Origin of the sequence: Bradyrhizobium sp. SK17 (genome assembly GCF_002831585.1) — a bacterium.
Taxonomy (GTDB): domain Bacteria; phylum Pseudomonadota; class Alphaproteobacteria; order Rhizobiales; family Xanthobacteraceae; genus Bradyrhizobium.
In genome coordinates this window covers 808,903-829,960 of record NZ_CP025113.1, presented here as the reverse complement: position 1 = coordinate 829,960, position 21,058 = coordinate 808,903, and the positions used below count along the sequence as shown (strand labels likewise).

The 21,058-nt window shown below is 64.5% G+C and carries 20 protein-coding genes, 1 tRNA gene and 1 pseudogene; 11 read left to right on the top strand and 11 right to left on the bottom strand.

Annotated elements, in window-relative coordinates; genetic code table 11:
* Window positions 1–108: 108 nt before the first annotated feature.
* The 5 genes from CWS35_RS39935 to CWS35_RS03880 are packed head-to-tail and all read right to left on the bottom strand — an operon-like array spanning window position 109 to window position 4,998.
* Entirely contained in the window at window positions 109–246 is a 138-nt protein-coding gene (locus CWS35_RS39935) for a hypothetical protein (RefSeq protein WP_245438866.1), read from the bottom strand.
* On the bottom strand, window positions 243–959 hold the full coding sequence (locus CWS35_RS03895) for an IclR family transcriptional regulator (RefSeq protein ID WP_245438864.1): 717 nt from the start codon (window positions 957–959) through the stop codon (window positions 243–245). The genes CWS35_RS39935 and CWS35_RS03895 overlap by 4 nt, the downstream gene beginning before the upstream one ends.
* A 2-nt stretch (window positions 960–961) precedes the next feature.
* Window positions 962–2,095, bottom strand: coding sequence for an NADH:flavin oxidoreductase/NADH oxidase (locus CWS35_RS03890; RefSeq protein ID WP_100950882.1), 1,134 nt, complete (start codon window positions 2,093–2,095; stop codon window positions 962–964).
* 44 nt (window positions 2,096–2,139) lie between these two features.
* Window positions 2,140–3,354, bottom strand: a complete 1,215-nt coding sequence (locus CWS35_RS03885; protein ID WP_024582678.1) for an ABC transporter substrate-binding protein — start codon at window positions 3,352–3,354, stop codon at window positions 2,140–2,142.
* Between the two features lie 15 nt (window positions 3,355–3,369).
* Complete coding sequence (locus tag CWS35_RS03880) at window positions 3,370–4,998, bottom strand: AMP-binding protein (RefSeq protein ID WP_245438862.1); 1,629 nt, start codon at window positions 4,996–4,998, stop codon at window positions 3,370–3,372.
* Window positions 4,999–5,231: 233 nt separating this feature from the next.
* Between CWS35_RS03880 and CWS35_RS03875 the strand changes: the two genes are divergently transcribed.
* Both CWS35_RS03875 and CWS35_RS03870 read left to right on the top strand, forming a co-directional pair.
* Window positions 5,232–5,957 carry an N-acyl homoserine lactonase family protein gene (locus CWS35_RS03875; protein WP_245438860.1) on the top strand — a complete coding sequence of 242 codons (726 nt, stop codon included), beginning with the start codon at window positions 5,232–5,234 and terminating at the stop codon, window positions 5,955–5,957.
* 88 nt (window positions 5,958–6,045) lie between these two features.
* Window positions 6,046–6,828 (top strand): SDR family NAD(P)-dependent oxidoreductase, encoded by a 783-nt coding sequence (locus CWS35_RS03870; protein ID WP_024582681.1) that lies wholly within the window; start codon window positions 6,046–6,048, stop codon window positions 6,826–6,828.
* Window positions 6,829–6,914: 86 nt separating this feature from the next.
* Here the strand turns inward: CWS35_RS03870 and CWS35_RS03865 are convergent, their stop codons facing one another.
* Both CWS35_RS03865 and CWS35_RS03860 read right to left on the bottom strand, forming a co-directional pair.
* Window positions 6,915–7,193 (bottom strand): GlsB/YeaQ/YmgE family stress response membrane protein, encoded by a 279-nt coding sequence (locus tag CWS35_RS03865; protein WP_024582682.1) that lies wholly within the window; start codon window positions 7,191–7,193, stop codon window positions 6,915–6,917.
* 36 nt (window positions 7,194–7,229) lie between these two features.
* Window positions 7,230–7,832: a YidB family protein gene (locus CWS35_RS03860; RefSeq protein ID WP_100956004.1), complete on the bottom strand. Its 603-nt coding sequence runs from the start codon at window positions 7,830–7,832 to the stop codon at window positions 7,230–7,232.
* Window positions 7,833–7,983: 151 nt separating this feature from the next.
* On the opposite strand from CWS35_RS03860, the gene CWS35_RS03855 reads away from it, so the two are divergent.
* Entirely contained in the window at window positions 7,984–9,000 is a 1,017-nt protein-coding gene (locus CWS35_RS03855; protein WP_100950878.1) for a 2-dehydropantoate 2-reductase, read from the top strand.
* A 232-nt stretch (window positions 9,001–9,232) separates the two neighbouring features.
* Here CWS35_RS03855 and CWS35_RS03845 read toward each other — a convergent pair whose 3' ends face one another.
* A complete protein-coding gene (locus CWS35_RS03845) occupies window positions 9,233–9,673 on the bottom strand; it encodes a VOC family protein (protein ID WP_168226260.1) in 441 nt (146 codons plus the stop codon).
* A gap of 72 nt (window positions 9,674–9,745) precedes the next feature.
* Here CWS35_RS03845 and CWS35_RS03840 point away from each other — a divergent pair, with 72 nt between their 5' ends.
* The gene (locus CWS35_RS03840) at window positions 9,746–10,168 is read left to right on the top strand and encodes a CAP domain-containing protein (protein WP_100950873.1); all 423 of its coding nucleotides are present in this window, start codon (window positions 9,746–9,748) and stop codon (window positions 10,166–10,168) included.
* 10 nt (window positions 10,169–10,178) lie between these two features.
* On the opposite strand, the gene CWS35_RS03835 is transcribed toward CWS35_RS03840, so the two are convergent.
* Together CWS35_RS03835 and CWS35_RS03830 are read right to left on the bottom strand one after the other, a co-directional pair.
* Window positions 10,179–10,835 (bottom strand): hypothetical protein, encoded by a 657-nt coding sequence (locus tag CWS35_RS03835; protein ID WP_100956000.1) that lies wholly within the window; start codon window positions 10,833–10,835, stop codon window positions 10,179–10,181.
* A 221-nt stretch (window positions 10,836–11,056) separates the two neighbouring features.
* Complete coding sequence (locus CWS35_RS03830) at window positions 11,057–11,695, bottom strand: TetR/AcrR family transcriptional regulator (protein WP_100950871.1); 639 nt, start codon at window positions 11,693–11,695, stop codon at window positions 11,057–11,059.
* 84 nt (window positions 11,696–11,779) lie between these two features.
* On the opposite strand from CWS35_RS03830, the gene CWS35_RS03825 reads away from it, so the two are divergent.
* The 7 genes and pseudogenes from CWS35_RS03825 (at window position 11,780) to CWS35_RS03795 (ending at window position 19,596) form a co-directional block, all read left to right on the top strand.
* Window positions 11,780–13,288 carry an NAD(P)/FAD-dependent oxidoreductase gene (locus CWS35_RS03825; protein WP_100950869.1) on the top strand — a complete coding sequence of 503 codons (1,509 nt, stop codon included), beginning with the start codon at window positions 11,780–11,782 and terminating at the stop codon, window positions 13,286–13,288.
* Between the two features lie 680 nt (window positions 13,289–13,968).
* Window positions 13,969–14,067 (top strand): annotated as a pseudogene (locus tag CWS35_RS40550) (PEPxxWA-CTERM sorting domain-containing protein); the annotation flags it as partial.
* A 218-nt stretch (window positions 14,068–14,285) separates the two neighbouring features.
* Window positions 14,286–14,362 (top strand) — tRNA-Arg (locus CWS35_RS03815).
* Between the two features lie 257 nt (window positions 14,363–14,619).
* Window positions 14,620–15,930, top strand: coding sequence for a UbiA family prenyltransferase (locus tag CWS35_RS03810; protein ID WP_245438858.1), 1,311 nt, complete (start codon window positions 14,620–14,622; stop codon window positions 15,928–15,930).
* 32 nt (window positions 15,931–15,962) lie between these two features.
* On the top strand, window positions 15,963–17,318 hold the full coding sequence (locus CWS35_RS03805) for an FAD-binding oxidoreductase (RefSeq protein WP_245438856.1): 1,356 nt from the start codon (window positions 15,963–15,965) through the stop codon (window positions 17,316–17,318).
* The gene (locus CWS35_RS03800) at window positions 17,318–18,064 is read left to right on the top strand and encodes an SDR family oxidoreductase (protein ID WP_100950861.1); all 747 of its coding nucleotides are present in this window, start codon (window positions 17,318–17,320) and stop codon (window positions 18,062–18,064) included. Before CWS35_RS03805 ends, CWS35_RS03800 begins: the two co-directional genes overlap by 1 nt.
* On the top strand, window positions 18,064–19,596 hold the full coding sequence (locus tag CWS35_RS03795) for a hypothetical protein (protein ID WP_100950859.1): 1,533 nt from the start codon (window positions 18,064–18,066) through the stop codon (window positions 19,594–19,596). The genes CWS35_RS03800 and CWS35_RS03795 overlap by 1 nt, the downstream gene beginning before the upstream one ends.
* A gap of 45 nt (window positions 19,597–19,641) precedes the next feature.
* Here the strand turns inward: CWS35_RS03795 and CWS35_RS03790 are convergent, their stop codons facing one another.
* Complete coding sequence (locus CWS35_RS03790; protein ID WP_245438854.1) at window positions 19,642–21,009, bottom strand: glycosyltransferase family 87 protein; 1,368 nt, start codon at window positions 21,007–21,009, stop codon at window positions 19,642–19,644.
* Between the last annotated feature and the right edge of the window lie 49 nt (window positions 21,010–21,058).

Sequence of the window (21,058 nt, the reverse complement as noted above, 5' to 3'; positions counted from 1 at the left end):
GCGCGGACGACATGAAGCCGGATCGGATGGATGAATTCCGCAGAGTGAACTTTCGGACGGTTCGGTTTGTATGCCACGCGCGCAACAGAATTGGTTGATGGCATCGCTTCAGTCCGCCAGATGAAACTGGATCGCCTTCCGCATCAGGTCGGCGAACTCGGTCTCCTGGGTGACCAGCGCGTCGTTCAGTCCGGCCACGCACAGCACCAGCGGCTCGTTGGATTCCGCAATCGGCGGCAGGTTCATGGCAACGGCGCCCGCGCCGGGGTGACCAGGCCGAGCGAGAAGGCATGTCCTTCGGCGCGCACCTTCTTCAGCTCCAGCATCACGGCCTTGATGTCGATCTGCTGGTCGGATCGCGGCTCGTTGGCGTTGATCAGGCGCACCAGGCGGCGCACCTCCTTGTCTGGATAGGCCGACAGCAACGCGTAACCCGATGCGGATCGCGCTAGCGGGCGCAGCGTTCCGGCCTTGACGTATAGCCGCATCGGCAGCTTGGCCTGGATGATATGGACATATTGCGCGCTGAGCCCGTTGCGGACTGCGAGCATGATGGTCTCTCCGGTCTTCTCGGAGAGCTCGTTCATCAGATTGATCAGGCGCCCCCGGGTGAACAGCGCCGGGCTCAGCCAATGCCCCAGCATCGAGATCCGCGGCGTCGGGATATAGGTGCGGCGGCTGGTGTCGTAGTGCAGATAGCCGAACGCGGTCATCGTGCGCATCAGCGCCGATGTGCTGGATTGCGGGAACTTGAGCGCGGCTGCGACCTCGATGGCGGACGCGGCCCGCTGGTGCTCCTCGAAGAATTCGAGCACGTCGAACACGCGCCGCGCCGATTTGACCGCATTGTCCATCTTCGGCAGGTCGCGCGAGGTATCGCCGGGGAAATCGGGGCCGTCGAAAGACCGCGGGCCGGCGGCCGCGCCGGCATTCGCTGCATCCTTCTTCGCCAACGGCATCGTTATCGTCCTTGCTGTGCCACCCGCCGCTTCAGCCACCAGCCATATTGCTCGGGCCAGCTGGTCCATTCGGGATCGCATCCGAGCGCCAGTGCCGTCTGCGCGGGCCAGTTCGGATTCCATAGCAGTTCGCGGCCGAGCGCAATAAGCGTCGCCTTGCCGTCCCGCAAAATGGCCTCGGCGTAGTCCGGTTCGCGGATCAGCCCGACCGCCACCGTCGGCATGCCGACTTCCTGCTGGATTCGCTCGGCGAATGGCACCTGGAAGCCCGGGGTTCGCGACACCAGCGAATTGCCGCGCGGCAGCTTCATGCCGCCTGACGAGCAGTCCACCATGTCGATCCCGATCGCTTTCAGCTCGGCGGCGAACGCAACGGAGTCCTCGATCGACCAGCCGATGTCGACGCCGTCGACCGACGAGATCCGCACGAAGGCCGGCAAATGATCCGGCCATTCCTCGCGCATGATCGCAGCGATGCGCAGCGGCAGGCGCATGCGGTTCTCGCGCGAGCCGCCATACTCGTCGTTGCGGTTGTTGGCCAGCGGCGACAGGAATGAGTGCATCAAATAGCCGTGCGCGCAGTGCAGCTCGATGACGTCGTAGCCGGCGACCCTGGCGCGGCGAAATGCCTGGCGGTAGTCGTCCACCACGGCATCGATCTGCTCCGACGTCATCATCTGCGGAGCCGGCCAGCCGTCGTCGAAGGGAATGCCGCTCGAGGCCGCGATCTGCCACGGGCCTTCACCGCGAGCCGTGACGTCGGCTTCGCCGAGGGGATTGCCACCTTCCCACGGCCGCTGCGACGAGCCCTTGCGGCCGCCATGCGCGATCTGGACCGCGGCCTTGGCGTTGAAGCCATGGATTAGCGCCGCGAGCGCGGCGTGGTCCGCGATGTGCGCATCGTCCCAGATGCCGAGGCAGCCATGGGTGATGCGCCCCTGGACGTTCACCGAGCTCTGCTCGACGAACACGAGGCCGGCGCCACCGGCGGCGAGCTTGCCGATATGCGCGGTATGCCAATCGGTGGCCCGGCCCTCGCGCGCCGAATAGGTCGCCATCGGCGAGACCATGATCCGGTTCTTCAGTCCGAGGTCGCGGATTTGCAGCGGGGTAAACAGCAGCGGCAGTTCGGTCATGCGATGTCCAGCCTTGCTCGTGGTGTGTGGGGACGTGATGGCGGTCATTTCTTCAGCAGCGGGCAGGCGCTTTCCTCTGGTGTCGCGAATGCTTCCTTGCCCGGGATGACCTGAAGCAGCTTCTCGTAGTCCCAGGCACCCTTGGATTCCGCCGGCGATTTCACTTGCACGAGATACATGTCATGGATCAGCTGGCCGTCCTCGCGCAGATAGGCGTTGCGCGCAAAGAAGTCGTCGATCGGCATGTTCTTCATCTGCGCGATCACCTTGGGGCCTTCGTCGGTGCCGGACTTCTCGACCGCCTTGAGATAGTTCATGACCGCGGAGTAGAGACCGGCCTGAACCATGGTCGGCCGCTTTTTGGTCTTCGCCATGTAGCGCGCGGCGAAATCGCGGGTCTTGTCGTCGAGATCCCAATAGAAGGCGGTCGCGAGTTGCAGTCCCTGCGCCGCCTGCAAGCCGATCGCGTGGATGTCGCTGGTCTGCATCAGGAAGGCCGCGAGCTTCTGCTGCTGCGCCATGCCGAATTCCTGCGCCTGCCGGATCGAATTGGCGAGGTCGCCGCCGGTGTTGGCGAAGGCGATCACGTCGGCCTTCGAGCTCTGGGCCTGTAGCAGATAGGACGAGAAATCCATGCTGTTGAGCGGATGCCGGACCTCGCCGGCGATGCTGCCGCCGACCTTCTCCACGGTCCTGGCCGCGTCGTTGCGCAAAGCGTGGCCGAAGGCGTAGTCGACCGTGACGAAATACCAGCTCTTGGCGCCTTCCTTCGCCAGCGCCCGCACCGTGCTGTTGGCGAGCGCGTAGGTGTTGTAGGTCCACTGCACCGAATTCGGCGAGCAGCCCTTTCCGGTCAGATCGGACGAGCCGGCCGACGACACCAGCATCGCCTTGTTCTTCTGCTTGGTCAGTTCGAGCACGGCGAAGGCGACGGCGGAGTTGGCGAAATCGACGATGACGTCGACATTTTCCTGCTCGTACCAGCGCCGCGCAATGCCGGCACCGACGTCGGCCTTGTTCTGATGGTCGGCATCGACCATCGCGATCGGCTTGCCCAGCACCTTGCCGCCGAAATCGGCGATCGCCATCCGGACCGCTTCGACCGCTCCGGGGCCGGCAGCGTCGGCGTAAAGGCCGGCCTGATCGGTCAGCACGCCGATCTTCACCATGTCGTCGGAGATCTGCGCGCGGGATGGTGTGGCGAAGGCGGCAGACAGGATTGCGGCGCTCGCGGCGATCCATCCGTAGGTCGATCTCATTGTCGTTCGTTTCCTCTAGTTCGATTGCCTGATGGCGTTGGCTTTCTCTTGCCGCAGGTCGATCATGCCGGGATGCGATAGCGGGTCCCGGTCTGCGCCGAGCAACACGTGCTTCAGGATCTTGTTGGTCGAGGTCAGCGGCAACTCGGTGACGAAGGCGATCCACGCCGGCAGCTTGAAAGCCGCGAGGCGTTCGCGGCAGAACTGGAAGATGTCCTGCGCAAGCTCGCGTGAGGCCGTGGCACCGTCATCGGTCACGATGAACGCCGCGACCTCCTCGTCGCGGATCGGATCGCGCGCGGCGACGACCGCCACCTGCTTGACCAGCCCGGACGTGGTCAGCACGGCTTCGACCTCCGCCGCCGAGATGTTCTCGCCGGCGCGGCGGACCAGATGCTTGAGGCGATCGACGAAAACGAAGGCGCCGTCCGCGTGCTGCCAGGCGCTGTCGCCGGTGTGAAACCAGCCGCCGCGCCAGGCCTGCTCGGTCGCCTCGGGATCCCTGAGATAGCCGGCGAAGAAGCCGCGCCGCGGCGTTGCCTCCGAGTGACGCACGCAGAGTTCGCCGACCGAGCCCGGCGGCAGCGGATTGTCGTCGCCATCGAGGATGGTCATCTCGAGGCCCGGCTCGCTGCGGCCGATGGTGTTGGTTTCGAGGTGGCGCGGCTCGACGGTGTTGAACGGACTGCGCCCGGTCTCGGTCATGCCCCAGCCCTCGACGAACGGGATGCCGAAGCGGTCGCGTGCACGTGCGCGCTGCTCGGGATTGGCGCCGACGCCCATCGAAAAGCGCAGCGCATGGGCTTTCTCGTCCGGCGTCTCCGGCTGGGCGAGCAGGGCCGCGACGATGACGCCGAGATAGTGCAGCACGGTGGCCCGGCAGGCGACGATGTCGCGCCAGGCAAATTTGGCGTTGAAGCGCTCGGGCAGGATCAGGCAACCGCCGGTCAGCATCATCGCGATCGGCGTCAGCGTCAGGCCGGCCATGTGGAACAGCGGCAGCGGGCTGTAGAGCCGCTCCGTACCGGCATGATATGTCGCCTCGCCGCCGCGGCCGATGTACCAGCGGCCGGTCGAGACCACGTATTCGTTGGTCAGGATGCATCCTTTCGGACGCGCCGTCGTGCCTGACGTGTAGAGAAGCGCGGCCTCGGTCTCGCTTCCCGGTTCGCCGGTGCGAGGTGGCGGCCGCTTGGCGCGCGGGATCTGCGTCGCGCTTGCGCCGAGGTCGTCACCAGACACCTCAAGCACGGGCACCGCGCCGGTCAGCGCCTTCTGTAACTCCTTCTGATCGTGCAGCGTGACGATCAAATCGGGCTCGGCATGCGCAATGAGATATTCGATTTCCACGGCGCGATAGGCCGGGTTGATCGGAACGATCGAGACGCCGAGGCTGTTGAGCGCCAGCCAGTGCACGATGAAGTCGGGCCGGTTCTCCAGCAGCAGGCAGGCGCGATGCCCATGGCCGAAGCCGGATGCGCGATACCGGTCGCGTAATGCGCAGACCTGCCGCGCGATGTCGCCATAGGACAGTTCGACGCCGTCGGGAAAATATGCGCGGTCGGGCCGCGCGGGAATGCAGAGAAAGGGTTTGAACGCTGCCGGATCGGACGTCGCAGCGAACACGCTGAACACGGTGTACATCGTGGCGAAACTTCCCTTGGGCGACCGCTGATCGATGTCAACGACGCGGGCCGGAGAGGCGGCTGCTTCGTTGAGCGCATGGTGATGCGATCGCGACGTTGCGCGGAAGCTATAGGCGCGAATAAGATGCTGTCAAATCTATTATGAGTTTCTATAAAACTCATATGTAGTTTGAACTCAAAATCAGAGGTGATGCGATGAAGATGCATATGTTATCCGGCGGGCGCTTGCGGATGTCGAAGCGGACCTATCTTCCCGATGCGGCGCGCGGCGAGATGATCGACCTTCCGGTGTCCTGCGTGCTGTTGCGGCATGCCCAGGGCAACGTGCTGTTCGACACCGGATGTCATCCTGACGTTGCGACCGATCCGGAAGGCCGGCTCGGCACGCTCGCCAAATACATGCAGCCGATCATGCCGGCGGACGATCACGTGCTGACCAGCCTGAAGGCCGTCGGCCTCGGTCCCGACGATATCGACGTGGTGATCTGTTCTCACCTGCACACTGATCATTGCGGCTGCAATGCCTTCTTCAAGAAGGCGACGGTCTTCGTCCACGCGCTCGAGATCGAGGCGGCGAAGGCCGATAACGCGTTCGATCGCGGATACATCAAGGCGGATTGGGATCATCCGCTGAAGACGGAAATCTTCGATAGGCAGATGGATGTGTTCGGCGACGGCAGGTTGACGCTGATCCCGCTGCCGGGACATTCGAAGGGCACGACCGGCGCGCTGGTCAAGCTGGATCAGAGCGGCGAGTATTTGCTCGCGTCAGACTCGCTCAGCGTGCGCGCCAATCTCGACCAGCGGGTCTCGCCGCGGAACAGCCTCGACGTCGATCAGTTCCTGAACTCGCTGGAGGAGATCGCAAGACTCGAAGCATCCGGCGTCAAGATCATCTGCGGCCATGACGAGGCGCAATGGGCCGGCCTGCAAAAGGGTCTGAACGCCTACACGTAGGATAGGCGCGGTTTGCAGATACTGTTCCGCGCGATATGGTATGCCATCGCCGGAATTCATCTGGCTCACAACAACAAGGAAAATGCAGATGTCCAAGGATGGTTTGTGCGCGATCGTGACGGGATCGGCATCAGGGCTCGGCGCCGCCACCGCGCAAATCCTCGCCACGCAGGGCGCGCGCATCATCATCAACTATTCCAACAGCAAGGCGGAGGCTGAGGCGACGGCCGAGCTCTGCCGCAAGCAGGGCGCTGAGGTGCTGGTGGTACAAGGCGACGTCTCGCGTGACGAGGACTGCAAGAAGATCGCGGCCGCCGCGCAGGGTTGGGGCCGCGTCGACGTGCTGGTCAACAATGCCGGCACCACCAAGCATGTGCCGCATCACAATCTCGACGGCCTGACCGCGGAAGACTTCCAGCGCATCTATGCCGTCAACACCATCGGCCCGTTCCAGATGGTCCGCGCGGCGCGTGCGCTGCTCGAAGCCGGCGCGAAAGCTTCCGGCCGTCCCTCGGCGGTGGTCAACGTCTCCTCGGTCGCCGGCATTTCCGGCGGCGGCTCGTCGGTCGCCTATGCCGCGAGCAAAGGGGCACTCAACACCATGACGCAGTCGCTGGCGCGCGCGCTGGCACCATTGATCCGCGTCAACACGGTGTGTCCGGGTTACATCGATACGCCCTGGTTCACCAAGGGCCGCGGCGAAGACGGCGCCAAGCAGGTGCGCGATGCGGTGGTCGCGCGGGTGCCGCTGAAGGTCGCCTCGACGGCCGAGGACATTGCCAATCTGGTCTGCTTCCTGGCGAGCCCGGCGTCGAGCAACATGACCGGCGAATTCGTCCGCATGGACGCTGGCATGCACCTGATTCAGTGATGCGGCGTCCGAGTCGTTTGCCGAAAACGAAAATGCCCGGGCTTTGGCCCGGGCATTTTGATTTTGAAGCCGTGTTGTGACGCGTTCTATCTATTTCCGATATCCGGGATCACGCGCGCCGCGACCAGCCGATTCCAGATGAACAGCACCACCAGCGCGCCGATCGTGGCGGTGATGAAGCCCGCGCCCTGTTCGGGACCGTAGTGGCCGATCGCCTGGCCGATGAAGGTCGCGAGGAACGCGCCGGCGATGCCGAGCACCGTCGTGAGAATGAAGCCGCTTGGATTGTTCGGCCCCGGCGACAGGAACCGCGCGATGATCCCCGCGACAAAACCGACGATGATGACCCAGATGATGCCGCCCATGACTGTCGTCCTCCTCAGATGGAATCAACGCTGCCGTCAAAGCCTGCCGTGCAGCTCGTCGCCGCTCGGCAGCCGTCCGTCCGGCGTCAGATGATTGATCGCGTCGGGCAGGTACTGGCTGAGCCCCTGTAGCAGTTCGTCGCGCGACAAGCCGCTCTGCGAGGCCAGCGAGTTGATCTGATCCGCGCCAAGCGCGTTGGCGAGGTCGCCGGGCGAGATCTGCTTGTTGGGACCGTTGCTGACCCATGAACTGGCCGCGTCGCCCTGGCCCTTTTGCTGCAATTGATTGAGCAGATCGCCGAGGCCGCCGCTGAGCACGCTGCCGGCCGCACCGCCCGCGAGCAGGCCGCCGAGTCCGCCCTTGAGCAGGTCGCCGAGACCGCCACCGCCGGCTCCGCCGGGCAGGCTCGCGGTCACATTGCCGGGAAGCGGCGGCGCCTGCTCCGGCCGCGGGTCAGGGGCGGTCGCGCCCGGCTGGCCGCCGGAGAAATGCTTGACCGCCTTCCAGGCGAGCAGCGCCATGATGGCCATCGTGATTGGCGACATGCCGCCGCCGCTCGAACTGTCGGATGATGTGCTTGGCGCGCTCGGACCGCGGGGCCCGTTCTGCATGCCGTTGAGTACGTCGAGTAAACCCATGATCGTCTCCTGCCGCAACCGTGCCCCGTGCCGGAAACATAGCTTCGGCCCATGACGGTTACAAGGCGGGGCATCGGGGGCCGTGGCGCATCGAAATAGGCAGACAGTCCCCGGTCTGCTATCGAGTTGCGATGAACAGACATTTAGCCAGATGAACCGGGACCGGTCGATCGGCATCGCGGGCGCCGGCAGCATCGGCTGCTTCGTCGGCGGCATGTTGGCCGCCGCAGGCCGCCGCGTCACGCTGCTGGCGCGGCCACGGCTGATCCAGGAGATCACCGCCGGCGGCCTGCGGGTCAGCAGTTTCGACGGCTCCGAGCAGACGGTATCCGCGGACCGACTCACACTATCCGACGATCCATCGATCTTGCACGATGTTCAGACGGTGCTGGTGACGGTGAAGAGCGCCGACACACGCGAGATGGCCGAATTGGTCGCCCGCCACGCGCCTTCTGACGCCGTGGTGGTCAGCCTGCAGAATGGCGTCGGCAATTTGCCGGTGCTGCGCGACGGCCTGCCGGGGCGCAAGGTGCTCGGCGGCATGGTGCCGTTCAATGTGGTCGCGCTCGGCGACGGTCGCTTCCATCGCTCGACGTCGGGCGACATCGTGATCGCGCAGGATGATGCCGGCACCGCGGCAGGGCTGTCGGTGTCCGGTCTTGCGATCAGCAGCACCGCCAATATCGACGGCGTGCAATGGGGCAAGCTGATCGTCAATCTCAACAATGCGCTCAATGCGCTGTCCGACATTCCGCTGCGGCAGCAGCTCGCGCAGCGCGGCTGGCGCCGGCTGCTCGCCGACCAGATGGCCGAGGGTATCGCCGCCGTGCACGCCGAAGGCATCGTGCCGGTATCGCCGACGCCGCTGCCGTCGGGCTGGATGCCGCCATTGCTGCGGCTGCCGGACTCACTGTTCGGCATGCTGCTCGGCCGCACCATGAAGATCGATCCCGAGGCGCGCTCCTCGATGTGGGAGGATCTGCAACGCGGCCGGCGCACCGAGATCGATTACCTTCAGGGCGTGATTGCCGCGATCGCGGATCGCCGCGGCCTCGACGCGTCGTTGTCGCGCCGCGTCATCGCGCTGGTTCGGGCGGCGGAGGCAGACGGCAAGGGATCACCGGGGCTGACACCGGAGCAGATTCGCGATGGACAACCGGGGAGGTGACATCATGAAACGATCTTGCATCATGTTGCTCACGCTTGTCGCGCTTGGCTTTGGCCCGGTTCGCGCGGCGCCGCCGACAGTCACCCCATCGCCGGGCTACGATGCGCGCTTGCGGGAGCAGCGCGTGGCCGCCGGGGCATCGAGCCAATCAGCCATGCCTGCGCACAAGCCGATCGCGCATCGCCACCACAAGCGCGGTCGCACGCGTTGATCGCAAAGAAGACCTCCACGGCTAGATATCCGCGTAAATTTCGAGCAGATTGCCGTCGGGATCGCGGAAGAACAGCGTGCGGTGTCCGAACGGTTGGTTGGTCGGCGGCGACAGCAGCGCGAAACCCAGGCGCACCAGTTCGTCCGCGCATTGATCGACCTGGGCCGGCAGCACCTTGAACGCCATCTGGAGCGCGGCGCTGCCGCCGGGTATCGGTGCATCGTCAGCGGTGCGGCTCGGTTTCGCGAGCGCCAGCGTGTTGCCGCCGACACGGAACTCGATCCAGTTCGGCGACAGCTCGCGGATCAGCGGGAATCGGAGGATATCCTCATAAAAGCCGCGCATCGCCGTCATGTCGCGCACGAAGATCACAGTATAGTCGATCGCCTTGATCGCGTGAAATGGCGATGATTGCTGTTCGCTCACGTGTGGATCCCCTATAGATGATCGCTCGTCCTGCACCGATCATCTTCGCATGACGGGTACGACATCGACAACCACATCGCTTTTGGCGCCATGATCCGACGACTTGAGATGAGATCAGTATTCCTCGCGCTGACCCTTGTGCTCGGCCTGACCGTGGCCGCTGACGCCACCGACTATGCCGGTTCGATCAGTGCGTACCGGCGCGCCAATCGGATGCCTGCGGTGACGCTCGACGCGAAGCTGAATGCGATGGCGCTGAAGCAGGCGCAGGCGATGTCGGCGACCGGCTCGGTCAGTCATTCCGCGGGCGGCAGCTTCTTCACGCGCATCGCGCCGCTGAAGAAGCAGCGTGCCGCTGAAAACATCGGGGCCGGCTTCATCGCCTTCGCCGAGATGCTGAAGCAGTGGGAGAATTCGCCGGGTCATCGCGAGAACCTGCTGATGCCGGGCGCCAAGCGTGTCGGTGTCGCCTTCGTCGACAATCCGAAGTCGCCGTACCGCAGGTTCTGGGCGATGGTGATCACCGACTGATATTGCGAGATCAGTTGCGCTTCGCGAGCTTGGTCGGCGACAGCGTGGGCGGCGTGAACAGCTTCTTCAGATCGTTCAATCCGTCCGAGAGCCGCGGCCAGTCGCAGGAGAAGGTACCCTTCACGCAGCTGCGCACCCGCGGTCGCGCCTCGGGAACGGGGACGGCCGCGACCCGCGGCTTGCTCGGTCGTGCAACCGGGACCGGGATTTTCGCCGGCTCGCTGCGCACCGGCTCGCTGTGCAATGACGCCTGCTGGATCCGCGGCGCCTGCTCGCGCTGCTTTTCCTGCCGCTCGAGCTGCTTGGCGTTGAACGCCGCTACGATGCTGGAGCGACGCTGCGTCTCGAGGTAGCCGGTATATTCCTGGTCGATCTTCTTCTGCTCGTCCGGCGTCGGATTGGGACCGGCGATGTCGAAGCTGCGGTCCTGCATGAAGTCGTAATAGGTGTAGCCGCCGCCCACCTTGCGGCGCCCGGCAAACTTGGCGTTGCAATCGGCGAGTTGCGCGGTCTTGTCTTCCTTGGTCTTCGCCTTTTCGGCGAGGTCGGCGCAATCCTCGAAATCCTTCGGCCCGCTGCGCCACCATTGCGCATGCGCAGTGATGGGCGCCAGCGTGACAGCGGCGACGAAAACGGCAACAGCCAACGTCGATGATCGTGACGGCATCACGGACATTGCAACCAAACCCGAACGACACAGAGTGAGCGGATTGTCGTCATTTTAGTGACGCTTGTCACCCAGGAACCCGACGAATTCGCCAACCCTTTGGAACTGCGATCGGCCCCTGTGTCTGATGGAACACAGCGGCGTGCATCATTGGAATGATTGGAAGAATTCTGATCGTCCGGCGCTGGCGGATTGGAACAATTCGACTTGAATCGTTCACCTCACCCGATGCGGTGATCGGTCCCGTTCAATGCCACGCGGCAGAAGCTGGCGGCGATTGCAACGACGTCCTCGATCGGTTGCGGATATTGCCTCGACACCCAGCGCAGTGCGATCGAGATCACGGCACCGACCATGCCGATCGAGAGCAGCGCGGCCGTCGCGGCATTGTCGCCGCGTTTCGAATCGCGCCTTGGCGGCACCAGGATGTCGCTGAAGACACGCCCCGCATCGTGTTTGACGGCATCGACTGCCGGGCTGATGCCGGAGATTTCCAGCAGGAAGACCCGCGCGGGCTTCGGGTGCTGCTTCAGCCGTGTGAAATACAGCGTCAGCGCGGCGCGCAGTCTTGCTTCGGCGTCGTCGCCGGCAGCCGCAGCGGCAGCGGTCATCTCCGCGTGCAAATGGCCGACGACATGGCCGTAGGCGGCGATCAGCAGGGCCTCGCTGTTGGCGAAAGACTCGTAGAAATAGCGCTCGGTCAGTTCGGCCGCCTCGCAGATCGCCTTGACCGTCGCGCCGCGGTAGCCGACCTCGCCATAGACCTCGACCGCCGCGTCGATCAGCTTGAGCCGCCGCTCGGTGCGGCGTTCCTCGGCGTCCATGCCGCCGTAGAGGCGGGCTTTCCGGCTGCTTGCCATGGAAGGGTATTGACATGAGCCATTGTCAGATGTCAAGTTATCTGACAATACGGATTGTCAATTCTGCCACGGGAGGGTCAGGGCATGTCCGCGCATTTCGACGTGTTGATCGTAGGGGCCGGGCTGTCGGGCATCGGCGCCGGCTATCATCTGCAAACCAACTGTCCTGACCGCAGCTACGCCATTCTCGAAGGCCGCGATTGCATCGGCGGCACCTGGGATCTGTTCCGCTATCCCGGCATCCGCTCCGACTCCGACATGTACACGCTCGGCTATTCGTTCCGGCCGTGGACCGCGCCGAAGGCGATCGCGGACGGACCCTCGATCCTGAACTATGTCCGCGAGACGGCGCGCGTGTACGGCATCGACCAGAAGATCCGCTTCAACCACCGCGTCGTGCGCGCCGACTGGTCGTCCGCGGATTCACGATGGACGGTCGAGGTCGAGCGCGGGCCGGAGAAGACCATCGAACGTCTGACCTGCAATTTCCTGTTCATGTGCAGTGGCTACTACAAATACGAGCACGGCTATACGCCCGACTTCCCCGGTATTGCCGACTTCGCCGGCCGCGTCGTCCATCCGCAGAAATGGACCGGTGACATCGACTACGCGGGCAAGAAGGTGGTGGTGATCGGCAGCGGCGCGACCGCGGTGACGCTGGTCCCCGAAATGGCCAAGACCGCCGCCCATGTCACGATGCTGCAACGCTCGCCGACCTATGTCGTGGCGCGGCCTGACGAGGACAAGGTTGCCAACTGGCTGCGCGCGCGGCTGCCGGCCAAGCTCGCCTATGGTCTCACCCGCTGGAAGAATGTGCTGTTCGGGATGTATTTCTACCGGCTCTGCAAGCGCGATCCGGAGCGCGTGAAGAAGCTGATCCTCGGCGGCGTGCGCCACGCGCTTGGTCCCGACTACGACGTCGCGACGCATTTCACGCCGCGCTACAATCCGTGGGACCAGCGGCTCTGCCTGGTGCCGAACGGCGACCTCTTTCAATCGCTGCGCAGCGGGGCGTCGTCCGTCGTCACCGACCAGATCGAGACCTTCACGCCCGGCGGCATCAAGCTCAAGAGCGGCAATGCGCTCGACGCCGATGTCGTGGTCACCGCGACCGGCCTCGATCTCGAGGTGCTTGGCGGGCTCGAGATCAAGGTCGACGGCGCTGACGTCGATCTGTCGAAGACCATGAACTACAAGGGGCTGATGTACAGCGGTGTGCCGAACCTCGCTGCCGCCTTCGGCTACACCAACGCGTCATGGACGCTGAAATGCGACCTGACCTGCGAATATGTCTGCCGCATGCTCAACCACATGAAGGCGAATGGCTACGCGCAGGTCACGCCGCGGCGGAACGATCCTGACGTCACCGAACTGCCCTGGGTAGATTTTTCTTCAGGCTACATCCAGCGCGCGGCCGCCAGATTCCCGAAGCAGGGCTCGCGCCGGCCGTGGCGGCTCTACCAGAACTATGCGCTGGATCTCGTCACCCTGCGTTTCGGTTCGCTGAAAGACGGAGCGCTGGAGTTTATGCCGGCACGCGGGCCAGCGGCCACGATCGGCTCGCCGTCGAAATCGGTCGGCCAGGCGGCGTAGCGGCGGGGGGCTCCGCCGCGTACCATGCAAGGGATTGAAACTACTGCGGTTTGGTGCAGTTCGTGCACGGCGCTGCGATTTTCAGTTCCAGGTAGTCCTGTGTCGGCGGTATCTTGACACAGTCGACCTTGGAGGTATTAAATCGATTTATTGGAAGTATTTAATATTATCAGGAGAGGCACATGGCAATTAAGTCATTACTCTCGGCGAGTGTGGTTGCCGCACTGACACTAGGCTCGCTCGGGACCGCAAGCGCCGCAACGTTTGACAGTGGAACGCTGGGTTTCCAGTACTATTCATACGGCGGCGCATATAGCGGCCCCGGGAGCCCGAGCACCCTCACATTGCCGGGCGGCAGCGCGCAGTTCTTCAACTACTTCACGGTCAGCGCGTCCGGAAATCAGATCACCTTCACGTATCTGAGCGATACGACCTGGAGTCCTTCCGGCACGTCCTACAACAGCAACGGGGTTGTCATCGACAACGGCGCACTTCTGACGGCTGGTGCCGGGCTTCCCGCCTTTACCAGCGTCACGCTGGACCCATCGTCGATTCTTACCGGGTCGACATTCAACGCAAGTGACGTGACATTCGACTCGACACATATCGGAACTGCCTGGGCCAATCTGACGTTCAATACGGGTGACACGGTCATTCTCGACGTCAATTCCACGGTTTCGTCGGTGCCCGAGCCCTCGACCTGGGCGATGATGATCATCGGCTTCGCCGCGCTCGGCTTCGTGGCCTATCGTCGCCGCGATTCTTCTGCGTTGGCGTGATCTCGCCCTCGCTTCGGCTGTAAAACCCTGATGAAAGCCTGTCCCGAACGTGCAGTCGGGACGGGCTTTCGTCGGGAACTGCTCCTGGAAATCCCTCGAGAGAGCCGTTTCGGCCGCTCGAACGGCACCGCTGCGGGCCACAACTTCACCCATCAGGGACCTCGCGACAGGCTGGCGATCACGCGTTGCGTTTGATATGGGATGCGACGCGGGCTCGCGGTCCCGTAGCTCAGCCGGATAGAGCGACGGTTTCCTAAACCGTAGGTCGGAAGTTCGAGTCTTCCCGGGATCGCCATTCTCCGCCTGACGGCGCCAAATCGCGCCGGAAGCGCGCCCGCAGTGCGATCGGCCCCCCCCGGCGTCCGGCCCCCAAAGCTCACCCAGCGAGTTCATCCCAAATTAGGGAAAGCCCGGGACTATGGGGCGGGGCACCGGAAGACCACGCGCATGCGAGCGAGCGTTCCAGAACGGGTTGAGCAGAGGGACGGCGCCGCCCCTCGCGATCCGCCGCGTTCAACGCTGCGGCCGCTTGTCGTCGACCTCGACGAGGTGATGGTCCCGGAAAGCGCGCTTCCGCTGGGGATTGCCGGGCTGAGCACCCGCTTTCGCGCGATCACTGCCGCGGTTGCCGCGGCGCTTGGACCGGAAGCGGGACCGGGGCATGGCACTGATGCGCCGGGTTTCGATCCGTCCGGTGCGCGGTTCGACCACGACGTCGTGACGTTCCTGTTGCAGGTACTGGGCGAGGGCCGCCCGGTCTATCTGTGCTCGGAAACCTATCCCGAGCCGTTCGTCAGCGCGGTCGCGGCGCATCTCGGCGTGTTCACCGCATGGGGCGCCGGACCGGGCGGCCAATCGTCGGCGGTGCCGCGCGAACATCTGCCGCCCTTGCTCAATCAGGGTTTTGACTACATCGGCAGCACGACGGTCGCACTCCGCGGCTCCGCGTCGCGCGTGGTGCGCCCCGGGCGATCCGAGCCGGCAGGGCCCACGCGCGCCAGCGTGCGCAACTGGCTGAAACTGCTCCGGGTGCATCAATACGCCAAGAACGCGCTGGTGATGGTGCCGCTCCTGACCGCGCACAAATTCACGCTCGCATCGGCCGCGACGTCGCTGCTTGCCGTGGTCGCGTTCTCGCTCTGCGCGTCGGCCGCTTACATCCTGAACGATCTGCTCGACATCAAGGCCGATCGTGCGCATCCGACCAAGCGCAGCCGTCCGATTGCGAGCGGCGTCGTCCCGGCGTCGCAGGCCGTGGGCGCGATGGGGCTGGTGCTGGCCGTGGCGTTCGCGATCGCCCTCTCGATATCGGTCGAGTTTTGCGGTGTGCTTTTCGGCTACTTGGTGCTGACCACGTCCTATTCGTTCTGGCTCAAACGTATCGTGACCGTAGACGTGGTCGTGCTGGCGACGCTTTACACCGTTCGCGTGATCGGCGGCGCGGTCGCCATCGACGTGCCGATATCGGAATGGCTGCTGGCATTCTCACTGTTCATCTTCATGTCGCTGGCACTCGTGAAGCGCTACATCGAGCTCGCTAGCCAGCCGGACGGCGCGGTGCTCGCTGCGCGCGGTTACCAGGTCGACGACAAGTCGATGGTCGCGATCCTTGCGGCAGCATCCGGTTTCAATGCCGTCGTGATCTTCACGCTCTACATCTCGTCCGATACGGTTCGCGCGCTTTACAGCTATCCGCAACTGCTCTGGGCCGGCTGTCCGATATTGATGTACTGGATCAGCCGCGTGATGTTGTTCGCGCAGCGCGGGTTGATCGACGACGATCCGGTGACGTTTGCGCTGAAGGATCGCGCCAGCTGGGTCGCCCTCGGCGCGATCGGCGTCATCATGCTTGCCGCCATCTAGCGATGCCGGCGGCTGTATTGCCAGGACGTGCGATGGCGGCTTCCAGCCCTGAGGGGATTGGCCTGTCCGGCTGGGGCAACTATCCCAAAGTGCCGACCGAACTGCTGGCGCCGCAGACGCCCGCCGGCGCGCGCGACCAGCTGCTGGCGCGGACCGGCGTCATCGCGCGTGGAGCAGGCCGCGCCTATGGCGATGCGGCGATCGGCGCGCAATCCACGATCTCGTCGCGCGGCCTGAACCGGATGCGCAGCTTCGACGCTGCGACTGCCCAACTGACAGTGGAAGCCGGCGTGACCATCGCCGACATCCTGGCGACCTTCGAGCCGTGGGGCTTCTTCCTCCAGGTCGTGCCGGGCACCAAATTCGTGACGGTCGGCGGTGCGATTGCGGCCGACGTCCATGGCAAGAACCATCATCGCGATGGCGGCTTCGGCACCATCGTCGAGTCGTTCCGCCTCGCGCTGCCGGGCGGCGAGATCGTCACCTGCTCACGCTCGGAGAACGCCGCGCTGTTCGCGGCGACGCTCGGCGGCATGGGCCTGACCGGCATGATCCTCGATGCGACGCTGCGGCTGCTGCCGATCGAGACCGGCTGGCTGCGGCAGGACACCCGCGTCGCCAGCAATCTCGACGCGGCGATCGATCAGCTGGAAGGCAGCGCATCGACCACCTATTCGGTGGCCTGGATCGATTGCCTCGCGCGCGGCACAGCGCTTGGACGGTCGCTGGTCTATCTGGCCGAGCACGCCACGCGCCGCGACAAGGATAGGCTCGGACCCGACCTCGAGCCGTTCCCGCGCCCACGCTACCAGCGGCTGTCGGTCCCGGAACTGTTTCCCGGATGGCTGCTCAACCGGGCGTCGATGCGGGCGTTCAACGAGCTGTACTTCCGCCGCGGCGCCGCGCATCAGGGCGAACAGCGGCTGGTGCATTGGGACCCTTACTTCTTTCCGCTCGATGCGATCGCCGACTGGAACAGGATCTACGGGCGACACGGTTTCGTGCAGTATCAGTGCGTGATCCCGCAAGGCCGCGCGCGTCCCGTTCTCGCCGAAATGCTGGATCGGGTCTCCCGGCGCGGCGATGCGTCGTTTCTTGCCGTGCTCAAGCAACTCGGCGAGGGCGGCGGGCCGATGTCGTTCCCGCTCCGCGGTTACACCCTGACAATGGATTTCCCCGTCACCGCCACGCTGTTCGCGTTTCTCGACCAGCTCGACGCGCTGGTGGTCCAGGCCGGCGGCCGGCTCTACCTCGCCAAGGACGCGCGCCAGTCGCGCACGACATTCGAATCCGGGTATCCCGGCCTCGCGATCCTGCGGGATATCCGTCAGCAGACCGGCGCGAATACGCGCCTTGCATCTCACCTTTCAGCACGGCTTGGAGTTTGATGACCGGCACAAGATCAATTCTGGTGATTGGCGGCAGCTCGGATATCGGGCATGCGACCGCGCTGCGCTACGCCAAGGAAGGCTGGCGCGTGATGCTCGCCGCTCGCGATCTCGAGGCGGCACGGCGCAATGCGGACGATATCGGGACGCGAAGCGGCGTCGAGACGTCGGTCCAGGCGCTGGACGTGCTGCAGACCGCGCAACTCGCCGGCTTCATCGCCGCCCTTCCCGTGCTTCCCGACTCCGTTGTGTGCGTCGTCGGAGAGCTCGGCGATCAGCCGCGGGCCCAGACCGATCCGGAGCTCGCGACGACGATCATGCGCACGAATTTCGAGGCGCCGAGCCTGCTGCTCGAACAGTTCGCGCAAGCCTTCGAGAAACGTGGCTCGGGAACCATCGTCGGGGTCAGCTCGGTCGCCGGCGACCGAGGCCGGGCCTCGAACTACTACTACGGCGCGGCCAAGGCCGGCTTCTCGCAATTCCTGTCCGGGCTGCGCAACCGCCTGGCGCTGGCGGGCAAGGTTCGCGTCGTCACCGTCAAGCCCGGCTTCGTGCGCACCAAGATGACGGCGCATATGAAGCTGCCGGCGCCGCTCACCGTCGATCCGGATCGGGTCGCCGAGGATATCTTCCGGGCCGACGTCACGAAGCCGCGTGACGTGATCTACGTGGCGAGACGCTTTCAACTGGTGATGGCCGTGATCTGCGCGCTGCCGGAGGCGATCTTCAAGCGGATGCGCATCTGATGTCCGGCGTCGCCGCCGACCGCGCGCCGTTGCCGCGATCCGCCGCGATCTGGCGAAGCGTCCCGCTGCTGGCGGCATTGCTGTGGCTCGGCCTGTTCGCGACGGCGCTGATCTTCAGCGTCATACTCTGCGATGGCCGGCTCATCTTCACGCTGGATGATCCCTACATCCATCTCGCCGTCGCCGATCACATCCGGTCCGGCGGTTACGGCGTCAACGCGTCCGAATACTCGTCGCCGAGCTCCTCGATCATCTGGCCCTATCTGCTGGTCGTGACCGAGGCGCTGCATCTCGGGGCATTTGGCCCGCTTTTGATCAACGCCGCGGCGGCGGCCGGCACGATCGTGGCCTTCTTGCGCATTCTCGAAACGGCGGGCCTGCTCGATCCCGTGCGCGGGAAGCCGCTCTGCGTTTTCGTCGCACTGCTGGCGATTCTCTCGTCGAGCGCGATCGCCTTGCCGTTGACCGGCATGGAGCACAGTGTTCACGTCTGGGCCACGGTCGCGACCTTCGGCGGCCTCACCGAGGCCGCGCGTGGCCGAGCGCCGACCCCCGTGCATTTCGTCGCGCTCGTGCTGCTGCCGCTCATTCGTTTCGAGGGCGCGGCCTTTGCGCTGGCGGCGATCGCGGGATACTTCGCGCGGATGGCCTCGCTGGGTCTCCCGCTTCTGCCGAGCTCGGTGTTGCTCAAGTCGCATGTCGCAGAGACGGCGTATGAAGGAACCACGACGTTCGCTCCCATCCTGCACAATCTCGCCGCCAGCTTCGATGACCCCACCGGCTTCCGGTTGATGCTGCTCGGTCTCGCGCTTGCCTGCGCAATGTGGCCGCTGCGCTCGGATCGGGGCGCGCTGATCGTCTGCGCAACGGTGCTCGCCGCGATCGGCGCGCATCTCGCTTTTGGTCAGTATGGCTGGTTCTATCGATATGAAGTCTACGTCATGGCGCTCGCGGTGCTGGCCCTGCTCTATGCCGTGGCGCATGCCAGGACCCGCCTCAGCGCGCCGCAATGGACTGCCGCTACGCTCGTCAGCGTCGCATTGGCCGGCTTCGTCAGCGTGGGCTACGTCAGTGCCGCGCTGGAGACGCCGTTCGCCGCACGCGGCATCTACGAGCAGCATTATCAGCTGAGCCGGTTTGCCCAACAGCTCTACAAGGGGCCAGTCGCCGTCAATGATCTTGGGCTGGTCGCCTGGAAAGATCCGGACTTCGTGCTGGATCTCTGGGGGCTCGGTTCGGAGCGCGTGCGCAAGGCGAAGCTCGCCGACCGCTACGGTCCAGGCGAGATGGCCGCGCTCGCCGACGAGTACCATGTCGGCGTCGCCATGATCTACGACAGCTGGTTTCCAAAAGGCGTGCCGGCCGCCTGGAAGAAGGTCGCAACCCTGCACACAATTCCGGTCACGGGCGAGCAGGGCGATGTGGTGTTCTACATCACGCCGGCGGCGGATCCGAAGGTCGTTGCCAGCGCACTGAAGGCGTTTGGGCCGACGCTGCCGGCGCGGGATCGTCTTGAAATGAACGCGCAATGAGCGCGGCGTGGTGCCGTACGTTTCGTGATTCGATAGCGTGGCGGCTCAAACCCTCGCAAGCGGTCCCTGCGTCGGGACGGACCGCGGCGCTTCGGTTTTTGAGCGGCGCACGAGCAGGATTCCGACGATAAGCCCGATCAATGGAATGATCATGAAGGCTCCGATCGATAGCACGTCGAGCCACTGCATGTCCCTGTGGGAGGTTGCCATCTGCTCCGCCCGCACGTAGCCGAGGGCGCCGATCGGAATCGGCAGGAAATAAATCACGTCACGCTCCCACTCACGCGCGTTGGCGAGCAGCGACGGCAACAGCATGGCGAGACCAATGCCGAAGATCAGGAAGTCATAGTCGTAGGCATAGGGGCTGATGCACGGCGAGATGATTGCGGTCAGGCCGAGGCTCTCGCGCACCGGTATCTTTCGGTACACGGCGATGAGCACGATGCCGAGCGCGAGGACGGCGACGACGCCCTGGCCGAGAAATGATCCGAAGGCGGGCAGCCCCGCGGTTCTCAACGCCGCGTAGCCAGAGATCATGCGATACAGCGGATAATAGCCCTGCTCCAGGAAAGCCGACGAGTCGCGCACGCTCTGTAGCAGCGCGCTCCAGATCTGCGTGCCGAACACTGCCGTGCAGAGCGCCGAGCTGGCCAGCACGACGGCGGCGGCCGTGCCGACGACGACCCAGGAGCGTCGCAGCACGGCGTAGACCGCGAACGCAATGGCGAGGTGCGGCTTGATGATCATGAGGCCGAGAGCCGCCCCGGCGACAACCGGTCGCTCCTCGAAGTAAAGGCAAACCAGCCCGATCAGCGCAGCCGTGAGGAAGCCGTTCTGGCCGCACGCCAGCGTAATTCCGATCGTCGGAAAGAAGACGATGAGGACAAGAACGAACTGGCTTCCGGCGATGCGGCGCAGCACGGCAAGGTAGAGCGTTAGCGTCGAGGTCGCGAACAGCAGGTAGGCGATCCCGACCGGGATCAGCGCGAATGGCGCCATCAACAGGCTGAATTGCGGGGGATAGGTCCAGGGCATCAGACTGTCGTGCCCGCCCGACGCCTCTCGCTGGATCACGAGGAGCTTCGCGAACTGGTAGGCTTGATCGACCGTGCCTTGCCACACCAGCTTTGCGACGATGTAGAAGGCATCGAAGTCGACCAGCTCGCGGTGCTGTCCGAGGCCCAGCCGGGCGAACCACGCGGTCTTCAGGACGATGGCGATCGCCAGAAGGACGAAGATTCCCCTGACATAAGCCGATCGCTTCGAGGCGGTCGATTGAATTGTTTCGAGGGTCGTTGCGAACATCAAGGCGGGCCCAGTTTCTGCAACGCAAGCTAGGTCGAATAGGTTAAACAGTCGAAAAATCGTACCGGAGAGGGTGGTTCGGCACCTCCCCCTGACTGCCGCGGACATGCCTCAAGATCGGCCCGTTCGGGCGTTCTGGAACCGGGCGGTATTTCGG